Origin of the sequence: Mogibacterium diversum (assembly GCF_002998925.1) — a bacterium.
Classification (GTDB): domain Bacteria; phylum Bacillota; class Clostridia; order Peptostreptococcales; family Anaerovoracaceae; genus Mogibacterium; species Mogibacterium diversum.
Genome location: NZ_CP027228.1, coordinates 1,007,531 through 1,027,645 on the forward strand (window position 1 = coordinate 1,007,531; position 20,115 = coordinate 1,027,645).

Below are 20,115 nucleotides of genomic sequence, written 5' to 3' on the forward strand. Positions count from 1 at the left end.
CGTTGAGTTATAATGGCTAGGCGAATTATAACTATTTAAAAGAAAAGTGGGGTAAATTAAATGGCAAACATTAAATCCGCAAAGAAGAGAATCAGAACTATCGAGAAGAAAACTGCTCGTAACATCAGAGTTAAGAACCATGTTAGCGAAGCTGAGAAGGCTTTCCTAGCTGCTGTTAAGGCTGGTGACGTTGCAGAGGCAGAGAAGGCATTTAAGCACGCTGAAAAGAAGTTCATGCAGGCTGCTGCTAAGGGTACTTTCCACAAGAATACCGCTTCGAGAACAGTTTCGAGACTCGCAAAGAGACTTAACAATCTCAAGGAGAGTAAGTAAAACTCACCCGTCCCCACAGCACATAGACGTGCAGCGTATAAGTTAAAAATACGCCAGAACGAAGGAGTGTCTCCCTTCGTTCTTTTTTTATTGTCGTTAGACTCAATGAGTCAGCCGATTAAACAAAAATGGATGCCACCATCTCATATAGGTAACATCCATATTGACACTATTCTATTTTGAATTATGCTGCTTAGCAATTCGCTTTGGCCTGTACATTACATCGTGAATATTGGTCACTGTCGCAAATGCATCTGGATCCACTTCACGCAGGTGTTTCATCAGCTTTGCGTACTCGTTTCTATTTACGATTACGTTTATCTCGTCAAACTTGTCTCCTGTAAAACCACCTAATGCCTCATACCTTGTAACTCCGCTGTGTAGCTCATCGATGATGTATTTGCAAATCTCGTCGTTCTTCTTGGACAGTATACATACCTTCAGTTTAGTGGTCATGCCGAACACATAGTGATCTATAATGATTCCAGTTACGTAAGTACCAAGGATACTGAGAACTCCAGTCTTCGGGTCATAGATGAATATTGCCGGCGCTGATATAAACAAACCGATTACCGATGTCGCAACACCAAAATCTATTTTCAGATACTTATTAGCCATCTTGTAGAGAACATCTAATCCCCCAGATGATGCGTTTCGCACGACCATGAGCGCTATTCCAAGGTCGCAGAGGAACAAGTAGCAAATCATGTCTAAGAATTGATCATTCATCACCCCATGATAGTTCGGAGTAAAGTGCCCGAGAATCATCATAACCACAGGCAGTCCGACAGAAGGATATATCGATTTGATAGTAAACTCACGTCCTACGAAGAACCATGATATGACGAGGAGCACTAGGTTCAAGATGAGTATTAGCATAGCTTTTGATAAAGGCACAAATTTACCAATTAGGATAGCGACACCAGAAACGCTGGCAATCGCAAGGTTGCTCGGCAACATAAAGAAATACGTCGCTACGCCGCAAATTATCGTACCAATCGTGATTAAAATAAAATCTATAATACCGGTTTTGCTCATCTTCATCTCTATTGCTCTCTAACTCCAATATATTAAATCTCTACTCATCGTTATCTTCATCATAGATTCGTTTAATTCTATTTCTCACGAATTCCATGAATAGTCCGAGGTGCGGCTCAATCCACTTCTCTCTCCTATATACAATCTGAGAGTACATTCTACACTTGAAATCTTTCTCAACATCGAGGGCAACCACTCTTCCCTGCTCTAGCGCTCTAACTATTGATGATCTAGGGATGAACGATACTGAGTTGCTACTTGCAACGATTTCACTTATCGCAATGATTGAACTGACCTCCATAATTGGGTCATAATCTATACCGTTGTCCTTGCAGTAATCGTCGAGGAATCTAGGATAGCTTACCTCTTGATCAGAGGTGATAAATCCACTCTTTACAACCTCTCTAATCGGGATATCCTTCTGTCCTGTAAGCGGATTATCCGGCGAAGCGATAAAAATCATATCTTCTGGATGATCAACTACAGTGTTGCAGTCCTTATAGACCATCTTTCTATCGATAAATAGCGCAAAGTCTATCTCATTTTGCTTAAGCTTTTCATATAGGTTATCAAAGTAATCCGATGTCTTGAGCATAAGCTTAATATGAGGATATGTCTCGCTAAATTCACGTAGGAGCGTAGGAAAATAAGCATTCGCCATAGATGAGGTTGTGCCTATTCTTATGGTTCCACGTATCTCGTCGTCCTGCTGCATAAACTTGCGAGCCTGCTCATTGGCTTTAAGAATTTGATGCGCATAAGGAAGAAACCGCTCTCCACTTGATGTGAGCTGAATTCCCTTTCCCATTCTATCAAACAGTTTCGTGCCAAGTTCATCCTCAAGCTGTTTAATCTGCACCGTTACAGCAGCCTGTGAATAACCTAGTACATTTGCTGTGCGCGAGAAGCTACCAAGCTCCGCCGCTTTAATAAAAGTTACTATAGTCTTAGCTTCCATGAGAATATTTCCTCTACAAAAAGGTGTAGGCGAGACAAAAGTCCCACCCATCACCGTAAAATCTAAATATTGATTTGTAACCGAAGCTCGCTTGACTTACTTGTAAGACTCAATCATAGCCTTGAAAGCAGGCAGCGATCTCTTAATCATATCATTGCTTACACAGTACGAAAGTCTGAAGTATCCTGGGCAAGCAAATCCGTCTCCAGGAACTACGAGTAGGTTGTGATCTAGCTTAGCCTTCTCAGAATATGCGACAGCATCACCGTTTGGAGCTTTTACAAATAGGTAGAAAGCGCCATCTGGCTTAGCACACTCATATCCATACTCTGTTAGTGAGTTGTAGAGAAGGTTTCTGTTCTCTTCATAAGCTGCAAGGTCTGGCATCTCGCCAACACACTCTCCGATAACCTTCTGAGTAAGTGTTGGAGGGCAAACTGAACCGATTTCACGAGCTGCACCTGAAACTGTATCATATACAGCCTTAGCATCTGCACACTTTTCAGGAACGTATACATATCCGATTCTCTCTCCTGGTAGAGAAAGTGACTTCGACCATGAATAGCACACGATGGTGTTGTCGTATACGTTAGGGATAAATGTAACCTTTACTCCATCGTATACGAGCTCTCTGTATGGCTCGTCAGCAACGATGTAAATAGGGTGTCCATACTCCTTGCTCTTTTTCTCAAGAAGCTCAGCGATTTTCTTAAGAGTCTCCTCTGTATAAACAACGCCTGAAGGGTTGTTAGGAGAGTTGATTACTACTGCGACCGAGTGTTCATTTATTGTCTTCTCGAGTGCATCCATATCAATCTGGAAGTGAACAGTATCAGCTGGAACTACCGCTAGCTTAGCACCTGCACATGTAAAGAATACATTGTACTCAGGGAAGAATGGTGCGATAGCGATGAATTCATCTTCTGGGGAAGTTGTCAGTGCGTGAGCAACAGATACTAGAGCAGGAGCGCATCCACAAGTCATGAATAGCTCACTTGCCTTTGCATTGCAGTTAAATCTAGCATTGAGGTTGTCAGCAATTGCCTGACGCACGTTCTCAAATCCAGGAGCCATTGAATATCCGTGAAGCTGAATGGAATCAGTAGTATCAATGAGCTTCTTAATTGTCTCGTTAACCTTAGCAGGTGCTGGGATACTTGGATTACCAAGAGAGTAATCAAACACATTCTCCTTACCAACTACTTTTGCCTGCTGCAGACCGTACGCAAAAAGCTCTCTGATTACGGATGGGGCAGTCCCGAGTCCATGATATTTTTCGTTAACCATAAATTAACTCCTTTCTAATTCGATTAGCCATATGCGATTAACATCGTATTTATAATTGTATTATATCACATGCAATTATACATGATAGACTCAGTGGGTATAATTAAAAATAAATATATACTTTAATTATTGTGATATTTGCCCCTTCCGTCTGTAACTGTTACAATTACTGTAAGACAATATATTACCTTTTAGTTTATTAGGTTTATGTGATTTAGTTCACCATAAAATAATATATCATATTGTAATTTTTTTATAAATTTTGGAGTGAGAGATGAAATTATCCAGACTTGGAGAACTTATATGTAAATATCAAGCACGCGGAACCGTACTCATAATTACGGACACTAACGTTGCCCCTCTCTACTTAAACGAAGCGATTTTGAGTATCGAATCCTGTGGACTAGCTTGTGATAGCTACGCTATTCCCGCTGGAGAGGAGTCAAAGTCTTTTGAAACTTATATCAAAATAATCGAATATGCATCTCGTATTTCACTCACGAGAACAGACGGAATAGTTGCGCTCGGAGGTGGCATGGTTGGAGATATAGCTGGCTTTGTGGCTGCAACGTATATGCGGGGAATCAATTTCTACCAAGTTCCAACAACCCTTCTTGCTGCCGTAGACTCATCGGTAGGAGGAAAATCGGCAATTAATACTTATTTTGGCAAGAACTTAGTCGGCGCCTTTCACAAGGCAAAATTCGTACTTCAAGACACGGCGCTACTCGCTTCCGAAGATGACTACGTCTTGATGGATGGTTACGCAGAAATTATCAAAACTGCCTGTATCTCTAGAAGTGATGATTTGTTCAAGAAACTTGAGTCGGGGAACTTCGATATACAAGAGATAATTGACGACTGTGTTGCAGTTAAAACCTACTACGTCGAAAAAGATGAAAATGATTCTGGAATTAGGCATATGCTGAACTACGGTCATACGCTTGCACATGCGCTCGAGAAGCTGAGTAGCTATGAGATTGGTCACGGTCATGCTGTTGCAAAAGGAATTGCATTCACAGCAAGTCTCTCGTATGACTTAGGTTGGTGCAGTATCGACTGCAGGGACCGTATACATGCCTTGCTTGAAAAATTTGGATATGATCTATCTATTGATTTTCCAGCTTGTGATATAGCAAATGCTATGGCGGGCGATAAAAAAAATGCTGGTGATGCCATTAAGTTTATAGTCAGCAGCGATATAGGACAGTCCAAGATTAAACTCATAACGCTAGCGCAGCTAGGAGAAATACTTGCCACCTATAGTGCGATATGTCCCGAAAGTGCGGCTATATCACATCGCGGCGCACCTCTATTTGCACCTACGAGATCGGTATCTGCTCCACCTTCTAAGTCTTATCTACATAGAGAGATTATAGCGGCTATGCTGTCGGGTAGTGACTTATGTCTGGATACTAAAGAACTTTCGGATGATATCATTGCGACATATGAGGCGGTAAAGATTATTTCAAATCATACTAATTGCTCAGCATTGGGAAACCTTGAGTCTAGCATCGTTTCATCAGATGACAAACTCATACTTGAATGTAAAGAAAGCGGCTCCACACTCAGATTTCTGCTACCAATAGTCGCAGCACTCGGACTAAATGCTGAATTCAAGCTAACTGGCAGACTAAGAGAACGCCCTATGCAGCAGCTAATCAGTCAATTAGGGAGACATGGTGCAAGCATAACGATAAGTGACTCAGGAAGCATTTCAATATCTGCTAGCTCTAGCCACATAACACCTGGCGAGTATAATTTTGCTAACCCCGAGTCGTCGCAGTACATAACTGGGCTGCTATTTGCCCTGCCACTGCTGAACGGTGACAGTGTTATCCGCATACTCAATAACCTTGAGTCCTCGGCATATGTAATGATGACTCTCGATGTGCTTGGGAAATATGGTATAAAAGTGGATTATGCGCATACAAATAAAGAATGGGTATTTAACGTACCTGGTAACCAGAAGTATATTTATTCAGCTTCTACTCCAGATGGCGATTGGTCAAATGCGGCTTTTTTGTTAGCACTCGGAGCACTTGGGAATAGCCCAATAAGAGTCCGTAACCTACCACTTCCATCGATGCAGGGAGATATGAATATACTCGATTTGCTTGAAGATTTTGGCGTAACCATTAATTGCTATCCAGATATATTGGATGTCAATGGTGGAAGTATAGATGTATTTCCATGCAGAAACCTAAGGGCAATTAATAGTATTAACGCTTCAGGGTTCCCCGATCTTGTTCCTATCATCGCTTTGGTTGCTAGCCTTGCGAACGGTACGACAGTTATAAACCATGCAGAAAGACTGAGATACAAGGAGAGCGACAGGCTCGCTAGCACATGCAGCGTACTTAGGAATCTCGGTGCTAATATAGAAGAGACAAAAGATGGACTAATCATTGAAGGAGTAGATACACTTCGTGGTTCTTACGAGGGTAATGGATATGGCGACCATAGAATCATAATGATGATTGCAGTCTCTTCACTCATATCAGACGGTATTGTTAGAATCCACGAGGCTTCAGCAGTTGCAAAATCATATCCAAACTTCTTTGAAGTTATTAAACTACTAGGGTTCGATGACAATCTCGAACTCGTGTAATATCAACATATCGTATGTTAATCACCCTATGCCATAGGAGGACAAATGTCTATCTATAAAGGTCAAACACTCACATTATCAATATTCGGCACATCACACGGCCAATCGATTGGAATGACACTATCTGGAATTCCTTCAGAAGCTAATATCAATCTTGATGTCTTGCAGGAGTTTATGGCACGAAGGGCTCCTGGAAATAGTCCCCTTTCGACTAGCCGCAAAGAACCTGATATCCCTAAGTTTGTGAGCGGTCTAAAATCTGGGAGTTCTCGAAATTCAAGAAACCTTACTACAGATGGATCTGAGATAAAGGCGATAATCTACAATAGAGATGTGAAATCCTCAGATTATTCAAAGATAGCGAATACACCTAGACCTGGGCACGCCGATTACACAGCACACGTAAAGTACGGTGGATTGGAGGACTCACGAGGCGGCGGAGCATTCTCTGGCCGCATGACTGCACCGCTATGTATAGCAGGCGGAATTTGCAAGCAGCTACTTGCGGAGAGAGGAATTTATATTCACGCTTCAATCCACGATATTCATGGAAATGCAGAAGATCCTCTATCCGAGATAAAAAAAGCTCAAGTACTTAGGGATTCAGTCGGTGGAACGATTTCATGCACCATAAGTGGATTAGATGCTGGATACGGCGGACCGTTATTCGAAGGACTTGAAGGCCGAATTGCAGAAATAGTATATGCGATACCTGCGGTCAAGGGCATCGAATTTGGTGCTGGCTTTGAATCGACACGTATGTACGGAAGTGAAAATAACGATGAATTTTACTACGATGAGAATGACACGGTGTGCACCCGAACAAATAACTGTGGCGGCATACTGGGTGGAATAAGCGACGGTATGGATATAGAGTTCCGCGTGGCAATAAAACCGACACCATCTATTGCAAGGTCGCAGAGGACCATAGTATACGATAGTACAGAGGAGGCTGTAATCGAAGTTCAAGGCAGGCATGATCCATGCATAGTGCCGAGGGCCGTCCCTTGCGTGGAGGCTGCCGCTGCAGTTGTGATAGCTGATCTAGTTTTGACAGAAAAAGCTGTTTCATCTGCAGCTTCTAAAAAATCAAAGGGACTGACGACGGCATCACCTACTTCAGCTAGCAGCTTCGGTCTCGCTTCCGACGACCTCTCACATCTTAGATCATCGATTGATGAGATAGATTTGCAGCTGCTAAACTTAATAGAACGTAGACTGCAAATTGCCGAATCAGTTGCCGCATACAAGAAAGAAAATAATCTTGGAATAATTGATTCAAATAGAGAGGCATCATTACTGAAGAGGATACAGTTCCTTTCCATCGATGACCTAGCAGATTTAAACGAAGAAATATTTAAGGCAATTATCAGAGCAAGCTGTAAACATCAGGAAAAGTTCTTAAAGTAACTACATACTTGATACTTTATTAAATATACTGAAAATCTAATCACCTTTCCACTTGAATTCAAGCGTTAATACAGAATTTTTAATCTATAATATTGTGATATTAAAGGGAAAAGGATGGGTCCTAAGACTCATCCTTTAGTTTCTTTCGCGCTGCCCTTAGCACCTGCTCAGTATAACGCCTATCCACGTTATCTACTCCATTTTCTATAGCATCTACCATAGTACTAGCTGCTGACGACGATGCCCTATCGGTAGCCCCTGATATAAGCACTTTTTTTGAAATTGCCATGAGAAACTTATCCAGTCCCTTGACTTCGCTCGGCACATATCTGCCTGGGCAAAAATATAGGAGCGTGTTCTGCATGTTTATTCCGTCTTTGAAGTTGATCTCACATATCTGCTGATAGTTCTGTGGATTGTACTCGGAAATTCCCGTTACAAAAATTATCAGCTTGTCAGCACAATACGCAATCTGCTTTCTGAACTTGTCAAATCCAACTATTCCACTCCCCCTTAACCAGCTACCGAAAATCACGACATCGAACTGCCCAAGTGAACTATAGTCAAGATTCTCTAGAGATACCGATGTGCATCCTAACTCACCGGCAATCCACTCTGCATACTGCTTAGTCGAGCCACGTTTTGAATTGTATATTACTATTGCTTTTTTAATCAAAACTATTCCTCACAAATCTATTTTAATGCTTTACGTTCTCTTTTCCGAGAAGCTGCTCTAATTCAATCAGTAAATTTTCATCGATATCCACACCATTTGCTGATTTAAGTGGCTTTTGCCCTGGCAAATATATTAGCATATCCGTGTCTCCTCTGTGTGCTGATACAGCTCCCAGTATTCTCTGCTGAATTTCATCATTTCCGAGCATATCAGACAGTTCTTGACTGACTCTCAACTTGAGATACTGCTTTTCACGTAACGGTTCGGTCTTCGCTTTACTTCGCGAATAGTTTCTCATGCTAGTGCGATTATAATCATTTCTACCCTGGTCTTTGAACTCACTGATTCGCTCTATTTCAGTCACTTTATTTACTAAGATCTCTGGGTCTGAATCCTCTTTGAAGCTTAGCGTGCCTTTGATAGCGACGATAGCATCGTTTTCTAACACGTATTTTGCCTTCGCATAATCTCTAGGGAATACAATCGCAGTTATTACACCGTAATAATCTTCGATAGTAAGTCTAGCCATCTCCTGGTTAGACTTTGTTATCATGCGGCGTAAATCCCCAACCATACCAGCCATTATAACTGTGTCGCCGTCATTAAAGCGATTACTTCCAGATGATCTCTCCTCTATGAACTCAGACTCAGTCTCACCATCACCGCTGAGATTGGAATCAAATATTTCTGCGGTATTCGCAGTTATATTCTCATCTATCAAATCACGATACTTGTCGAGTGGATGTCCAGACAGGTATACGCCCATCATCTCCTTCTCCATGGCGAGAAGATGTGCTTTATCGAAATTCTGTATATTAGGAAGCTCTGGTGCAGTCTTGACATCTTCCATGATATCGGAATCGAGCTGGAGCAGAGAAATCTGATCCTTAGAAACTCTGCGAGCACTACTCTGGGCTGCTCCGACGGCATCGTCACTTATAGCGAGAAGCGCGGCTCTATTTTGCGTAAATTCATCCATCGCGCCAGCCTTGATAAGGCACTCTATAGCCTTTTTATTCAGCTCTGATGGTTCAATAGACTTGATAAAATCGTATAAATTATCTATATCACGCCCTCTTCTTCCTTCGACTATCGCATCAACTATACTGCTTCCAACGTTCTTAATAGCTAATAGTCCAAATCTGATCTTGCCATCCTTGGCGATAAATTTTCTCCTGCTATGCAGGACTGAAGGAGGTAGCACTTCGATTCCAAGCTCTTTGCAGTTCCTGATGTACGCCGCGATGTGCCGAGGCTCTCCCATCACACTTGACATAAGAGCCGCCATGAATTCTACAGGATAATGTGCCTTGAGATAAGCGGTCTCATAAGATACAACAGCATAAGCTGCAGCATGGGATTTATTAAAAGCATACTCGGCAAAGCTAACCATATCGTCAAATATAGCCTCTGCTGCCCTCTCAGGTATGCCATTTGCCACGCAGCCAGCAATTGCCGGTGTTCCGTCGGAATCGTCCTTGCCGTGGATAAAGTATTTCTTCTCCTCCAGCATGACACTCATCTTCTTTTTGGACATAGCACGACGCACGAGGTCAGATCTACCAAATGAATATCCTCCAAGTTCACGCACAATCTGCATTACTTGTTCTTGATAAACCATGCATCCATAAGTCACGTTAAGAATTGGCTCCAAGTGAGGATCAACATACTTGACTTTCTCTGGATTCTTTTTATTTTCTATATACTTTGGAATCGAGTCCATCGGACCCGGTCTATATAGTGAGATTCCGGCTACTATATCTTCAAAGCAAGATGGGTTCAAGTTCTTCATAAACTCGGTCATACCAGCACTTTCAAGCTGGAATATTCCCTGTGTGTTGCCCTTTGAAATCATCTCATACACAGCTGGATCATCGTAATCCATCTTGCTGAAATCAATCTCTACACCATGATTCTCCTTGATTAGCTGAATAGCTTCATTAATCATGGTAAGGTTTCTAAGTCCAAGGAAATCCATCTTCAGAAGCCCCAGCTCCTCAATCGTCGTCATGTTAAACTGAGTAGCTAGCCCCTTATCCGACATATATAGAGGAACATATTCATCGAGAGGCATCTTGCTGATTACAATTCCTGCGGCATGCGTCGAGGAATGGCGTGGCATACCCTCAACTGCCATCGACATGTCGAGGATATTTTTTACAAGAGGCTCAGTTTCGTATCTCGCCCTGAGATCGCGATTGATATCGAGAGCCTTGCTGATAGTCATACCAAGTTCTGCCGGAATCGCTTTCGCAATTGAATCAGCCTCCGCATAGCTCGCATTGAGCGCCCTACCTACATCACGCACGGCAGCCTTCGCCTTAAGCGTTCCAAAAGTGATAATCTGCGACACCTTGTCTTTTCCATACTTTTGAACAACATAGTCAATGACCTCCTGTCTTCTATCGATGCAGAAGTCGACGTCTATGTCGGGCATGCTTACTCGCTCAGGATTTAAGAATCTCTCAAAGATTAGATTATACTTAATAGGTTCTATCTCGGTGATTGCCAGGCTGTATGCCACTATGCTTCCCGCCGCTGAACCTCTGCCAGGTCCAACGGGGATATCATTGCTCTTGGCATAATGAATAAAGTCCCATACGATTAGAAAGTACTCGACATACCCCATCTTCTCGATCACCTCGAGCTCACTCTCTAGCCTGGTACGATATATGGATTCATCCTGAAGAGCTTCGCTACCATATCTTCTCTCAAGCCCATCGTAACAAAGATTCCTGAGATAATCTTTGTTAGTCATTCCCTCTGGTGGTACGAATTCTGGTAGGTGATATTCGCCGAACTCAAACTCTACATTGCAGCGCTCCGCAATCTTGTGTGAATTTTCTATAGCTTCCGGGTGATCTGGAAAAAGTTCCATCATCTCGGACTCGCTCTTAAGATAAAATTCATCGTTCGCAAATCTCATTCGATTTTCATCGTCAACCGTTGATCCTGTCTGGATTGCAAGAAGCACATCGTGAGCCTTAGCATCGCTCCTCTTTATATAATGTGCATCATTAGTAGCAACCAGTGGCGCACCGATATCCTCTGCAAGTTTAACGAGTCCCTGAGTAGCTGGCTTATCATCATCTAGAAAGTGATTTTGTATCTCCAAATAGAAATTGTCTTTTCCAAATATATCGCGTAACTCAAGCGCCTCTGCCTTCGCACCAGAGTAATCACCATTTAATATCTTTCTTGGAATTGCACCAGCTAGACAAGCGGAAAGGCAAATTATTCCTTCGCTATGCTCGCGCAGCAACTCCTTATCTACTCTCGGCTTAAAATAAAATCCCTCTGTAAATGCAGCTGACACGAGTTTAGTTAGATTTTTATATCCAATCATGTTCTCCGCAAGCAGTATGAGGTGATTCATATTCCTGTCACGATCAGGGTCCTTATCAAAGCGAGTTCTCGGAGCAACATAAACTTCACAGCCGATAATTGGCTTAATGCCTGATTTTTTGCAGGATTTATAAAAGTCGATAATACCGAACATAACACCATGATCGGTTATAGCCAAGGAGTCCATTCCTAAACTCTTCACATATTCTGGTGCTTTGTTAATCTTGGACATTCCGTCTAGCAAACTGTATTCTGAGTGAACATGTAAGTGTGTAAATGCCATCTCTACCTCTTTACTAATAAATATATTAATTAATAAATAATATATTAAAAATAATTTTTCTTTCAGTCAGTAAATTGTATCACAATAACCCGAAAATAGCTAAATATCAATATCTTCATAATAATAACATATTATCGCTATATTATTGACAAACATATGTCAAACCAATATAATGAACTCAAGAACAGACGATCGGGAGTCTGTAGGAATTATCTTTTTTACATCGTTTTTTAAACGTATGGAGGTTATTATGTTATATGCACTAAAAGGTCTATGCGTGATCGGAATGGTTCTCTGTATTGCGCTAACACTACTAAAGGTAAAAGCTAACCTAGCAACAGAAGAAGGTAAGGCTGAATGGGCTGAGCAGAAGAAATTTGCACCTTGGAACGCTATGGTCGGCGTTGTTGCTAACTTCTTCGACACACTAGGAATCGGTTCATATGCTACATCTTGCGCACTCTTTAAGATCAGAGGGTCCATCAAGGACATTTATATCCCTGGAACTCTAAACGTTGGAGATACTCTCCCTGTACTTCTAGAGGCATTCCTATTCTTCGGATTTGTTGATATTGATACTCTAACACTTGTATCCATGCTTGTCGCAGCTGTACTAGGTGCATTCGTAGGAGCTGGATTCGTTACAAAGTGGGATCAGCACAAGGTTCGTATCGGAATGTGCGTTGGTCTACTTATCCTAGGAACTGTAATGGCTTGCAAGACTGCTAATATTGGACCTTTCGGACTAGTTGGAACTGCAACTGCTCTTCACGGAGCTAAGCTGGTAATCGCTGTAGTTATTAACTTCTTCCTAGGCGCACTTATGAATATCGGTGTAGGTCTATATGCTCCTTGCTTAGCACTTATCTCCGTTCTCGGAATGAACATTGGAGCTGCATTCCCAATCATGATGGGATCTTGCGCATACCTAATGGCATTTGGTAATGGACCTAAGTTCATCAAGGAAAACAGATTCGACATGGTTTGCACACTTTGCCAGATGGTAGGTGGTGTAATTGGTGTTTGCATCGCATACTTCCTAGTAAAGAAGATGCCAATAGATGTACTTCTTAAGGTTGTTATCGTAGTTGTATACTTCACAGCATTCATGTTTGGTAAGGATGCTCTTGCTGATAAAAAGAAAGCTTAATTGGTAAGCACAATAAGAAATCGCAAAAGGTCTCCAGATGGAGACCTTTTTTATGTATTTAATATTTTAGTACCTGCTAATCTATAGGCTCTATCATCAATAATATTTCAGTCTCGTACTCACTGAATTACAGCACTTCTATATCTACTAATTCCTGTATCACAGAACCTTTTATATCTACGCTCCCCTAAATTCACGCACCTTCTCAAGGATAGGGAGAATTGCCTCATGATCAATTCCGTCATAGCCATTTTCAAATCTTTCCTTTGCATCTTGAACTTGATCATCATGCACTGGAACAAATATCTTTTCTCCCATAGCTTTTAGTGCAATCTTATCTGCACTCTTGCAATCTTTTGAATTATATTTTCCTGGAAGCATATAAAAACAATCATCCGGCAGCTGTTTACAACCATTAAGCCCTTTTACAAAGGTCCTATACTCATCTGTCGGCTCAATAACACCAGTTGCAAATACGATAAGGTTATTATTATCTATACCAAAATTTGATAGGTTTGCGCGAAGCATATTAAATCGTGTTATCTCACCACCCCTAATCCAGCTACCAAATATTATATTTTTATACATCGAAGCATATCCTAGTTTAGCACGTGAATATTTCATCACATCGCAGTCTAGTGCTTCTGCTATCCATTCTGCATACTTCTCTGTGGCACCATTGCTAGAATTATAGATTAGTATAGTGTCTGAATTCTCTGATTGTGTAGCACGCCTCTTTGCCGCCTGTCTATTTGGATTTCTCATATGACTCATGTCTTGCGATATAGCCAGTTACTTATTATTGGCTCACGCTTTATCTCCTTCTCCTTATATTAGCTTATACTCTGTTGCTAATCAAATGTATAGCGCTTTTATTAGTATTCATAACTATAAAACAAGGGATGTCGGAATTCCCCGTCATCCCTTGTCGCTATTATATCATATTAATGATACCAACACTTTACTATCTGTTTTTGAGTTCTTTTTCCTTCATGCGTATTTTAAGAATCATAAGTGCCTTCTTAACATCGTCAGCTGTCATGTTGTTCTCACCTACGATATTAGATTCAAGCCCTTCTGGGTTCTTGTTGATATCTACGATATTATTTTGCAAATACTCATTTTCAACCACGAAAGTAGCCATAGTTCCGCTGAAGTTCAGCCCAGACATCGGGATTCCCATCTCTCCGAGCTCTTCAACGCAGTTTGTATAGTCTACGTCACTATTTCCCCATCCATCAGATGTAAGGATTACACCATCAGCTCTCATACCTTCTGCCATAATTGCAGCGCGTTTGCTATTTCTAAGCTTCTCCTTGTTATCATCAGATGTACCAAATAGTAGAACTCCCATTAGATCGATACCCGAATCTGAACCGACTATATCTACTAGTGGATCTCTAAAGTGATGTAAGCTTGTTTCTTTTGTTGAAGGACCAATTCCCATATCAGCACCTCCTTACTGCATTGAACGGATAGCACCGTCTCTGTACTCATTTGGAGTTAAGAAGACAGGCATATTGTTCATCTCTATAATAGAACGTCCACCATGAGCGCCTGACGGCTCATCTGGGAACAGATATGTGTCGTACATAGCGCCCTGACCAGCAACCTGCCTGATAATTAGCACCTTTTTCTGCCCTGGTCTTGCGATGTCATGGTACTCATGACGCTCTGTAGCTTTATTTCCGTCAAATTTCTTCATCAGCTCTCTGTATATCTGAATAAAGTCATCACAGGCTTGATGAGCTTCTAGACAGCCGTGTCTTTCCTGTCCCATATCCTTTTTAAAGGTAACATCAAATGAGATAATATAGTCATCTTCACCTGGTGTACCAGCTCTGCCAAGAACTAACTGTTCGCTAAGCTGACCTTCTGAAGACCCAAACTCGTGTGTCTGTTTACCCTCGGTATCAACACCAGTAAGCATCACATATACACCTGTTAATGTATGAGTGATACCTTCTCCACATTTTCCTAGCACCTTTGCAGATATAGGGATGATATCCATGATAGTATTAGTCCATCTATCATGATCTCCCGGCTTAATTACCTGAATATCTATATTATCAAGTGTTTCATATTTTTCTAGAAGTGATGGGATAATCTCTTTGGATACGGTCATCATACCGTTATACCCAACGCTATTGTGGTCACCCATCTCAACGTCATTCATATGAAAAGCCTTAATGACAAGCCTTCTCAAATCAATTTCTTGTACACTCATATGCATACCTCAATACTTTAGCTTATATATAATTTACATAATAATTCCTAGTCTGTTCGATTAATCTTAGAAATAGGTGGCATGATGTGTTAAGAATTTCTCGAACTTCCTTTAGAAAAAAGGGGCAGATATAAATCTGCCCCGTCTTCGTTTCCGATGTCCTATTTAATTAAGAACTAGATTACAGCGTGATACTCGTAAGGCAGTGGAACGATCTTTCCTGGAGTCTCGATTGTCTCGAGAAGCTCTAGTGTTGACTTTACGATAGCTGTCTGCATCTCTACGTCATGTGGAGCACCTGCGTTAGCACCCATAGGTACGATAGGAGCAGCCGCACGTGGAGATCCAGCCTGTCTTACAACTGGTGGAAGCGCTGCGATAATAACTGTTGGAATTCCAGCAGCCTCAATTGCTCTCTGCACGATTGTTGCAGAGCGGTGGCAAGTTCCTCATCCAGCTGTGAGGATTGCTGCATCAACATCCTCATCCTTTAGCATCTGAGCGATCTCTGGACCTGTCTCGTTAGTGAACTTTTCGATGTTTCCACCACCACCCATGAATCCAGCATGTGTAGGTGCAGTGTTCTTAATGAAACCTGAGTCTCTTAGCTCGTGGAGTCTGTCGATAGGGAACATGCAGTTGATGTCCTTATTTACGTCAGAGTTATCGTATCCACCGTGTGTTACCATTAGCTCGCTTGATGGAACATCATCTGGAATCTTTCTCCAAGTGAAGTCTCCAGCGAGGTTGAATCTCTTATCTGTCTTTACGTGTACACCTGCAGCAGTAGCAAGAGCAACTGTCATCTCATTGAGAGGCTTAGTTACTGGTGTAAATACTGACTTAGGTGTAATAGGAACAAATATTTCAGATTGTAAGCCTTTTACAACTGTCATACTCATTTGTCTTTTCCTCCTTAGTTATTTGTGCTTTTCAGCGTATTCAGCACGACGTCTGTTTAGAATGTCGATATTACTTACGTACTTCTCGTTAACTTCTGGTCCCTCTTGTTCTATGAAGCTCATATTCCAAGCGACCGTCTGTCCGACCTGTAGCGGATAATCCGAGATTACCATCCTCATCGGCACCTTGAGTTCACCTAGTCGACCTTTAATGTCTACGCAGATTCCCCCATCATGAACCTCTGTAATGACTCCCTCAACTTTGATTATCTTATCTCCGTAATTCATCTGTAATATCTACCTTTCGCAAGCAAAGATTAGTCGTACTTTTCCTTTCTCTTCTCACTGATTGGAAGTGACTGCTCGTTTTCTACTAGATCAATCTTTGTACCAGTAGCCTTCTCGATGAGCTCAACGTTGTTGTTCTTAACATTTACGTTGTATGCTCTCTCTGGAGCCTTAATCTCTTCACCAGCCATCTTAGCCTTCAGCATAGCAAGTCCACGGATAGCATCCTCTGTGCAGAGAGTGTTGCAAGCGAGAACTTCGTTCTCAATTCCGGACATGGACTTGTTATTGTCGATCATTGCATCGCAGTACTTGTTTCCTGTTACTAGAGCACCCTGTACAGCACAGAATGAGAATCCAACAACTGGAATTCCTCTCTTACCAATCTGCTCGATATGGGAAGTGAAGTCAACGTGGTTGTTTCCGAATCCTTCAGTTGTAACAAATGCACCGTCAACGCCCATGGACTCAACCATCTGACCAAGTCTTCTGGATACGTAGAACTTGTCGGAGTTAGCCTGAGGTGATCCAACAAAGATAACGCCTACTACGTCAATATCCTCATCATGTACAGCCTCAACAACTAGTGGCTCTCTCCAGTAGTGTCTGGACATTTCCTTTGAAGCAGGTCCGATACAAGTTAAAGCGTGGATGCAGCCATCGAGTACCTCGAGTGGGTTAGCCATTACTGGAACGTTACCTAGGTCAACGTTTGGCTTAGCTCCAAGTACGCCTACAGGATCGTTAGGGAATAGGAAGTTGTCGTGCATAGCACCCTGTCCCATGATTTCCTTAACAATAACAACCTTCTTCTTTCCAGGGTGTCTTGTCTGCTTAAGTGTTTGCTCCTCAGAAGGAGTAACATCCTTAAGGTCTCTTCTCATTGCTTCTCTGATTTCAGAAACTACGTGGTCTACAGCAGTGTGAACTGCGATAGGTCCTGGTCTTTCCATGTTCTTTAGGTTGTCGATAACAGCGTGAGCAACGATCATGATCTCACCCTTATCAACAGCACCTGGACGACCCCACATCATGTTCTCGTCGATGTAACCCTCGGATGAACCGAACTCACCAACCTGAACACCTTCTTCTGTAACACCAGTTACAACCATTACAACGCCATCGAGAACCTGAGTAACGCCCTCACCAAGACCCATATCGGAGTCTGCCTTTGTAGCGATTGGCTGGATATCCATTACTGTCTCTGTGTAAACGTGGTAATTATCTGGTGTAATTAGGCTAAGCTCTAGGGACTGTACTAGCTTCTGTGCCTCAGCACCCTCTGTAGCTGCACTCTTACGAACGTAAAGTGTATCTCCCTCAATCTTAGTCTCGTCTCCAAGAACAACCTTGTTGATCTTGTAGTGCTTTCTTGTCATCTCTCTTAGAACAGTCTCAGTATGCTCTTCAACTGGAGCTGCTGCTACTGCTGGAGCTGCTGTTGCTACTGCCTGAGCTGGAGCTACAACGCTGCCACCAAGTCCTGCTGGGAGCTCGATGTCGATGTTCTTTCCCTCTCCTATGTGTAGCTTAATTGTTCCTGCTGCTGCAGCAACTGGAGCAACTGGAGCTGCAACTGCAGCTGGAGCTTCCTCTGCCTCAGCAACTGGAGCCTCTTCCTCTGCAACCTCATCAGCATCGTACTTATCAACGATGTCTGCTGTGATTGGAGTTAAAGAATCAACAGTTTTAGTTAGTTTCGATCCGTTTAGTACCTGACCGAGCTTGAGAGCTCCATCGACATTCAGCAGACCAGAATCAATTAGATCTGGGAAAATTGCTGGATCTTCGAAGTTAGCTGGCTCAAGAACAGTTCCCTCTTCTGCTCTGCAGCATAGTACCGCTGGGTCGTTCGCATGTTGTTTAGCTGTTTCAGCTGTGATTGACATATCGATCTTCCTCCTTGAAAATATTGCCTTTGCAAATGCAAAATTTTATATATTTATTCCGTCCGTGCTTCATGCGATCGGGCACATGAAGCACTCGGATTAAATATCAACTAGTTGTTCTCAACGTTATCTACTACGTTAAGATCCTGATCAACCTGCTTAGAAACTCTCAGAGTTCTATATAGTGGATGATCAACCGCTCTCATGATGTGGTCTGTCTGGTGAATTACCTTTAGACCCATCTTAGGTCCAGAAGCCATTACAGTGTTCGAACAATCTGAGCAGTTTCCGATAATAATGTATTCACACTTATCCTTCTTGAACTGTAGGTTGTTTGATACCTGACCTGGGCAGTTTCCTGGTCTCTCGCACTTTCTTGAACCATTAGGCATTTCCTGTGCCTGCTTGCAGTAGCAGTGAGAAACTTCCTTTGCGTTGTACTTCTTGCAAAGTTCCTGCATTCTCTCATAGTTACCACCACATGCGCAAACGAGGATTCCCATGCTTGCTCCGTGTAAATCCATGAATGGCATAGAAACTAGGATAGCTCCTGTTGTCTTAGTGATAGGTGCATCTAATGTTGTTGACTTACCAGTGAAGGCACCACCCATTACGATTTCACCATACTCACCATCAATTCCACCAGCTCTCTCGATTAGAGCACCAACGCTTGTTCCAACTGGAACGTCCATAAATACGTGAGCATCGTGTCCTCCGTTGAGCTTACCTCTTACTGTGAGGTGCTTTAGGAATGATGGTTTTCTCTCATCTACAGCCTCAGCTACTCTTGAGCAAGTCTCACTGTTGATTACAACAGACTTTGCTGCTGATGGAAGCTGGCTTGGCTCTAGCTCAATACCTAGACATTCTCTTACTACAGCTCTTTCTTCACCCATTGGGTAGATGTCTGGTAGAAGATGTCTAGTGATATTTGGCTCATCCTTGAGACATTCGTCAAGGATTTCAACAGCCTTACGATTCTTCTTCTTAATAGCAATAATTGCCTTATCTGCTCCAGAGATTTCCATACAGAGCTTTACTCCACGGATAACCTTCTCTGGTTCTTCCTCAATCTGCTGAATGTTGTGCTTTAGTCCAGGCTCGCACTCAGAAGCATTTACAAGGATGTAACCACCATCCTCAAAATGAGCATCTAGCTTAACTGCAGTAGGGAATCCAGCTCCGCCCATTCCTACAACTCCAGCAGCCCTAACCATCTCAAGAGGAGTTCCTTCTTCGATAGGAACGAACTCGTCCTTCTGCTCTTCATCAGGCTTAATAACAATCATCTCGTCTGTTATTTCTTCAACAACGCCGTAAGCGCTGGAGAAGATATTTGCGCCGAGACCTGTTGGTTCTGCAATGAGGGTTCCCTTCTTAACTTTGTCACCAACTTTAACAATTGGAGCACAAGGTTTACCTACATGCTGTCTCAACAAAATCTGCAAATTTTCCATGACACAGTCTCTCCTTAAATATCTTTGACTCTACAAATCATTAATGCGTATCGTTCGAAAAGCCACACAAATAAAGGTAATGCGCACTCTTTTCTAGATTGATGATAACATAACGATTTATTTATTTCAATGATAATTGTTAGATTATCTATTGAGTTTTTCAATAGATAATTTTCTGTCATATCTTATCCTTTGTTATACAATATCTGCTTTTTTAGTCACATATTTAGTCACATATTTTAATCAGTAATTTCTATCGAT

General features: G+C 42.1%; 16 protein-coding genes. 4 read left to right on the forward strand and 12 right to left on the reverse strand.

The annotated features are described in order from the left end of the window. Nucleotides 1–60: 60 nt before the first annotated feature. Entirely contained in the window at nucleotides 61–333 is a 273-nt protein-coding gene (gene rpsT / locus C5Q96_RS04685) for a 30S ribosomal protein S20 (protein ID WP_106057250.1), read from the forward strand. 174 nt (nucleotides 334–507) lie between these two features. Here rpsT and C5Q96_RS04690 read toward each other — a convergent pair whose 3' ends face one another. From C5Q96_RS04690 to C5Q96_RS04700, 3 genes are all read right to left on the reverse strand, one after another. Next, nucleotides 508–1,377: a YitT family protein gene (locus C5Q96_RS04690; protein ID WP_106057251.1), complete on the reverse strand. Its 870-nt coding sequence runs from the start codon at nucleotides 1,375–1,377 to the stop codon at nucleotides 508–510. A gap of 34 nt (nucleotides 1,378–1,411) precedes the next feature. Beyond that, entirely contained in the window at nucleotides 1,412–2,329 is a 918-nt protein-coding gene (locus C5Q96_RS04695; RefSeq protein ID WP_158696688.1) for a LysR family transcriptional regulator, read from the reverse strand. Nucleotides 2,330–2,425: 96 nt separating this feature from the next. Then, nucleotides 2,426–3,616 (reverse strand): pyridoxal phosphate-dependent aminotransferase, encoded by a 1,191-nt coding sequence (locus tag C5Q96_RS04700; protein ID WP_106057253.1) that lies wholly within the window; start codon nucleotides 3,614–3,616, stop codon nucleotides 2,426–2,428. A 274-nt stretch (nucleotides 3,617–3,890) separates the two neighbouring features. On the opposite strand from C5Q96_RS04700, the gene aroB reads away from it, so the two are divergent. Together aroB and C5Q96_RS04710 are read left to right on the forward strand one after the other, a co-directional pair. Continuing rightward, nucleotides 3,891–6,227 carry a 3-dehydroquinate synthase gene (gene aroB, locus C5Q96_RS04705; protein ID WP_106057254.1) on the forward strand — a complete coding sequence of 779 codons (2,337 nt, stop codon included), beginning with the start codon at nucleotides 3,891–3,893 and terminating at the stop codon, nucleotides 6,225–6,227. A gap of 45 nt (nucleotides 6,228–6,272) precedes the next feature. Further along, a complete protein-coding gene (locus C5Q96_RS04710) occupies nucleotides 6,273–7,637 on the forward strand; it encodes a chorismate synthase (RefSeq protein WP_106057255.1) in 1,365 nt (454 codons plus the stop codon). Nucleotides 7,638–7,758: 121 nt separating this feature from the next. Here C5Q96_RS04710 and C5Q96_RS04715 read toward each other — a convergent pair whose 3' ends face one another. Both C5Q96_RS04715 and C5Q96_RS04720 read right to left on the reverse strand, forming a co-directional pair. Beyond that, complete coding sequence (locus C5Q96_RS04715; protein ID WP_158696689.1) at nucleotides 7,759–8,313, reverse strand: flavodoxin domain-containing protein; 555 nt, start codon at nucleotides 8,311–8,313, stop codon at nucleotides 7,759–7,761. A 22-nt stretch (nucleotides 8,314–8,335) separates the two neighbouring features. Continuing rightward, nucleotides 8,336–11,941 carry a DNA polymerase III subunit alpha gene (locus C5Q96_RS04720; protein ID WP_106057257.1) on the reverse strand — a complete coding sequence of 1,202 codons (3,606 nt, stop codon included), beginning with the start codon at nucleotides 11,939–11,941 and terminating at the stop codon, nucleotides 8,336–8,338. Nucleotides 11,942–12,191: 250 nt separating this feature from the next. Between C5Q96_RS04720 and C5Q96_RS04725 the strand changes: the two genes are divergently transcribed. Continuing rightward, nucleotides 12,192–13,091, forward strand: coding sequence for a permease (locus C5Q96_RS04725; RefSeq protein WP_205763985.1), 900 nt, complete (start codon nucleotides 12,192–12,194; stop codon nucleotides 13,089–13,091). 177 nt (nucleotides 13,092–13,268) lie between these two features. On the opposite strand, the gene C5Q96_RS04730 is transcribed toward C5Q96_RS04725, so the two are convergent. The 7 genes from C5Q96_RS04730 to prdC form a co-directional block, all read right to left on the reverse strand. Then, nucleotides 13,269–13,856, reverse strand: coding sequence for a flavodoxin family protein (locus C5Q96_RS04730; protein ID WP_158696690.1), 588 nt, complete (start codon nucleotides 13,854–13,856; stop codon nucleotides 13,269–13,271). A gap of 199 nt (nucleotides 13,857–14,055) precedes the next feature. Beyond that, entirely contained in the window at nucleotides 14,056–14,538 is a 483-nt protein-coding gene (locus tag C5Q96_RS04735) for a glycine/sarcosine/betaine reductase component B subunit (protein WP_106057260.1), read from the reverse strand. Nucleotides 14,539–14,550: 12 nt separating this feature from the next. Next, entirely contained in the window at nucleotides 14,551–15,318 is a 768-nt protein-coding gene (prdD, locus tag C5Q96_RS04740) for a proline reductase cluster protein PrdD (protein WP_106057261.1), read from the reverse strand. Nucleotides 15,319–15,494: 176 nt separating this feature from the next. Next, the gene (gene prdB / locus C5Q96_RS04745) at nucleotides 15,495–16,220 is read right to left on the reverse strand and encodes a D-proline reductase (dithiol) protein PrdB (protein ID WP_106057262.1); all 726 of its coding nucleotides are present in this window, start codon (nucleotides 16,218–16,220) and stop codon (nucleotides 15,495–15,497) included. Between the two features lie 18 nt (nucleotides 16,221–16,238). Then, nucleotides 16,239–16,508, reverse strand: a complete 270-nt coding sequence (locus tag C5Q96_RS04750) for a CBO2463/CBO2479 domain-containing protein (protein WP_106057263.1) — start codon at nucleotides 16,506–16,508, stop codon at nucleotides 16,239–16,241. Between the two features lie 29 nt (nucleotides 16,509–16,537). After that, the gene (gene prdA / locus C5Q96_RS04755; RefSeq protein ID WP_106057264.1) at nucleotides 16,538–18,397 is read right to left on the reverse strand and encodes a D-proline reductase (dithiol) proprotein PrdA; all 1,860 of its coding nucleotides are present in this window, start codon (nucleotides 18,395–18,397) and stop codon (nucleotides 16,538–16,540) included. A gap of 110 nt (nucleotides 18,398–18,507) precedes the next feature. Then, entirely contained in the window at nucleotides 18,508–19,854 is a 1,347-nt protein-coding gene (gene prdC / locus C5Q96_RS04760; RefSeq protein WP_106057265.1) for a proline reductase-associated electron transfer protein PrdC, read from the reverse strand. Nucleotides 19,855–20,115 lie beyond the last annotated feature (261 nt).

Excerpts from the sequence above, each read along its gene's own strand:
- rpsT (WP_106057250.1), top strand. The coding sequence starts at position 61 with ATGGCAAACATTAAATCCGCAAAGAAGAGAATCAGAACTATCGAGAAG.
- C5Q96_RS04710 (WP_106057255.1), top strand. The coding sequence starts at position 6,273 with ATGTCTATCTATAAAGGTCAAACACTCACATTATCAATATTCGGCACA.
- C5Q96_RS04695 (WP_158696688.1), bottom strand. The coding sequence starts at position 2,329 with ATGGAAGCTAAGACTATAGTAACTTTTATTAAAGCGGCGGAGCTTGGT.
- prdD (WP_106057261.1), bottom strand. The coding sequence starts at position 15,318 with ATGAGTGTACAAGAAATTGATTTGAGAAGGCTTGTCATTAAGGCTTTT.
- C5Q96_RS04735 (WP_106057260.1), bottom strand. The coding sequence starts at position 14,538 with ATGGGAATTGGTCCTTCAACAAAAGAAACAAGCTTACATCACTTTAGA.
- C5Q96_RS04720 (WP_106057257.1), bottom strand. The coding sequence starts at position 11,941 with ATGGCATTTACACACTTACATGTTCACTCAGAATACAGTTTGCTAGAC.
- C5Q96_RS04750 (WP_106057263.1), bottom strand. The coding sequence starts at position 16,508 with ATGAATTACGGAGATAAGATAATCAAAGTTGAGGGAGTCATTACAGAG.
- C5Q96_RS04730 (WP_158696690.1), bottom strand. The coding sequence starts at position 13,856 with ATGAGAAATCCAAATAGACAGGCGGCAAAGAGGCGTGCTACACAATCA.
- C5Q96_RS04725 (WP_205763985.1), top strand. The coding sequence starts at position 12,192 with ATGTTATATGCACTAAAAGGTCTATGCGTGATCGGAATGGTTCTCTGT.
- prdC (WP_106057265.1), bottom strand. The coding sequence starts at position 19,854 with ATGGAAAATTTGCAGATTTTGTTGAGACAGCATGTAGGTAAACCTTGT.
- C5Q96_RS04700 (WP_106057253.1), bottom strand. The coding sequence starts at position 3,616 with ATGGTTAACGAAAAATATCATGGACTCGGGACTGCCCCATCCGTAATC.
- prdA (WP_106057264.1), bottom strand. The coding sequence starts at position 18,397 with ATGTCAATCACAGCTGAAACAGCTAAACAACATGCGAACGACCCAGCG.
- C5Q96_RS04690 (WP_106057251.1), bottom strand. The coding sequence starts at position 1,377 with ATGAAGATGAGCAAAACCGGTATTATAGATTTTATTTTAATCACGATT.
- aroB (WP_106057254.1), top strand. The coding sequence starts at position 3,891 with ATGAAATTATCCAGACTTGGAGAACTTATATGTAAATATCAAGCACGC.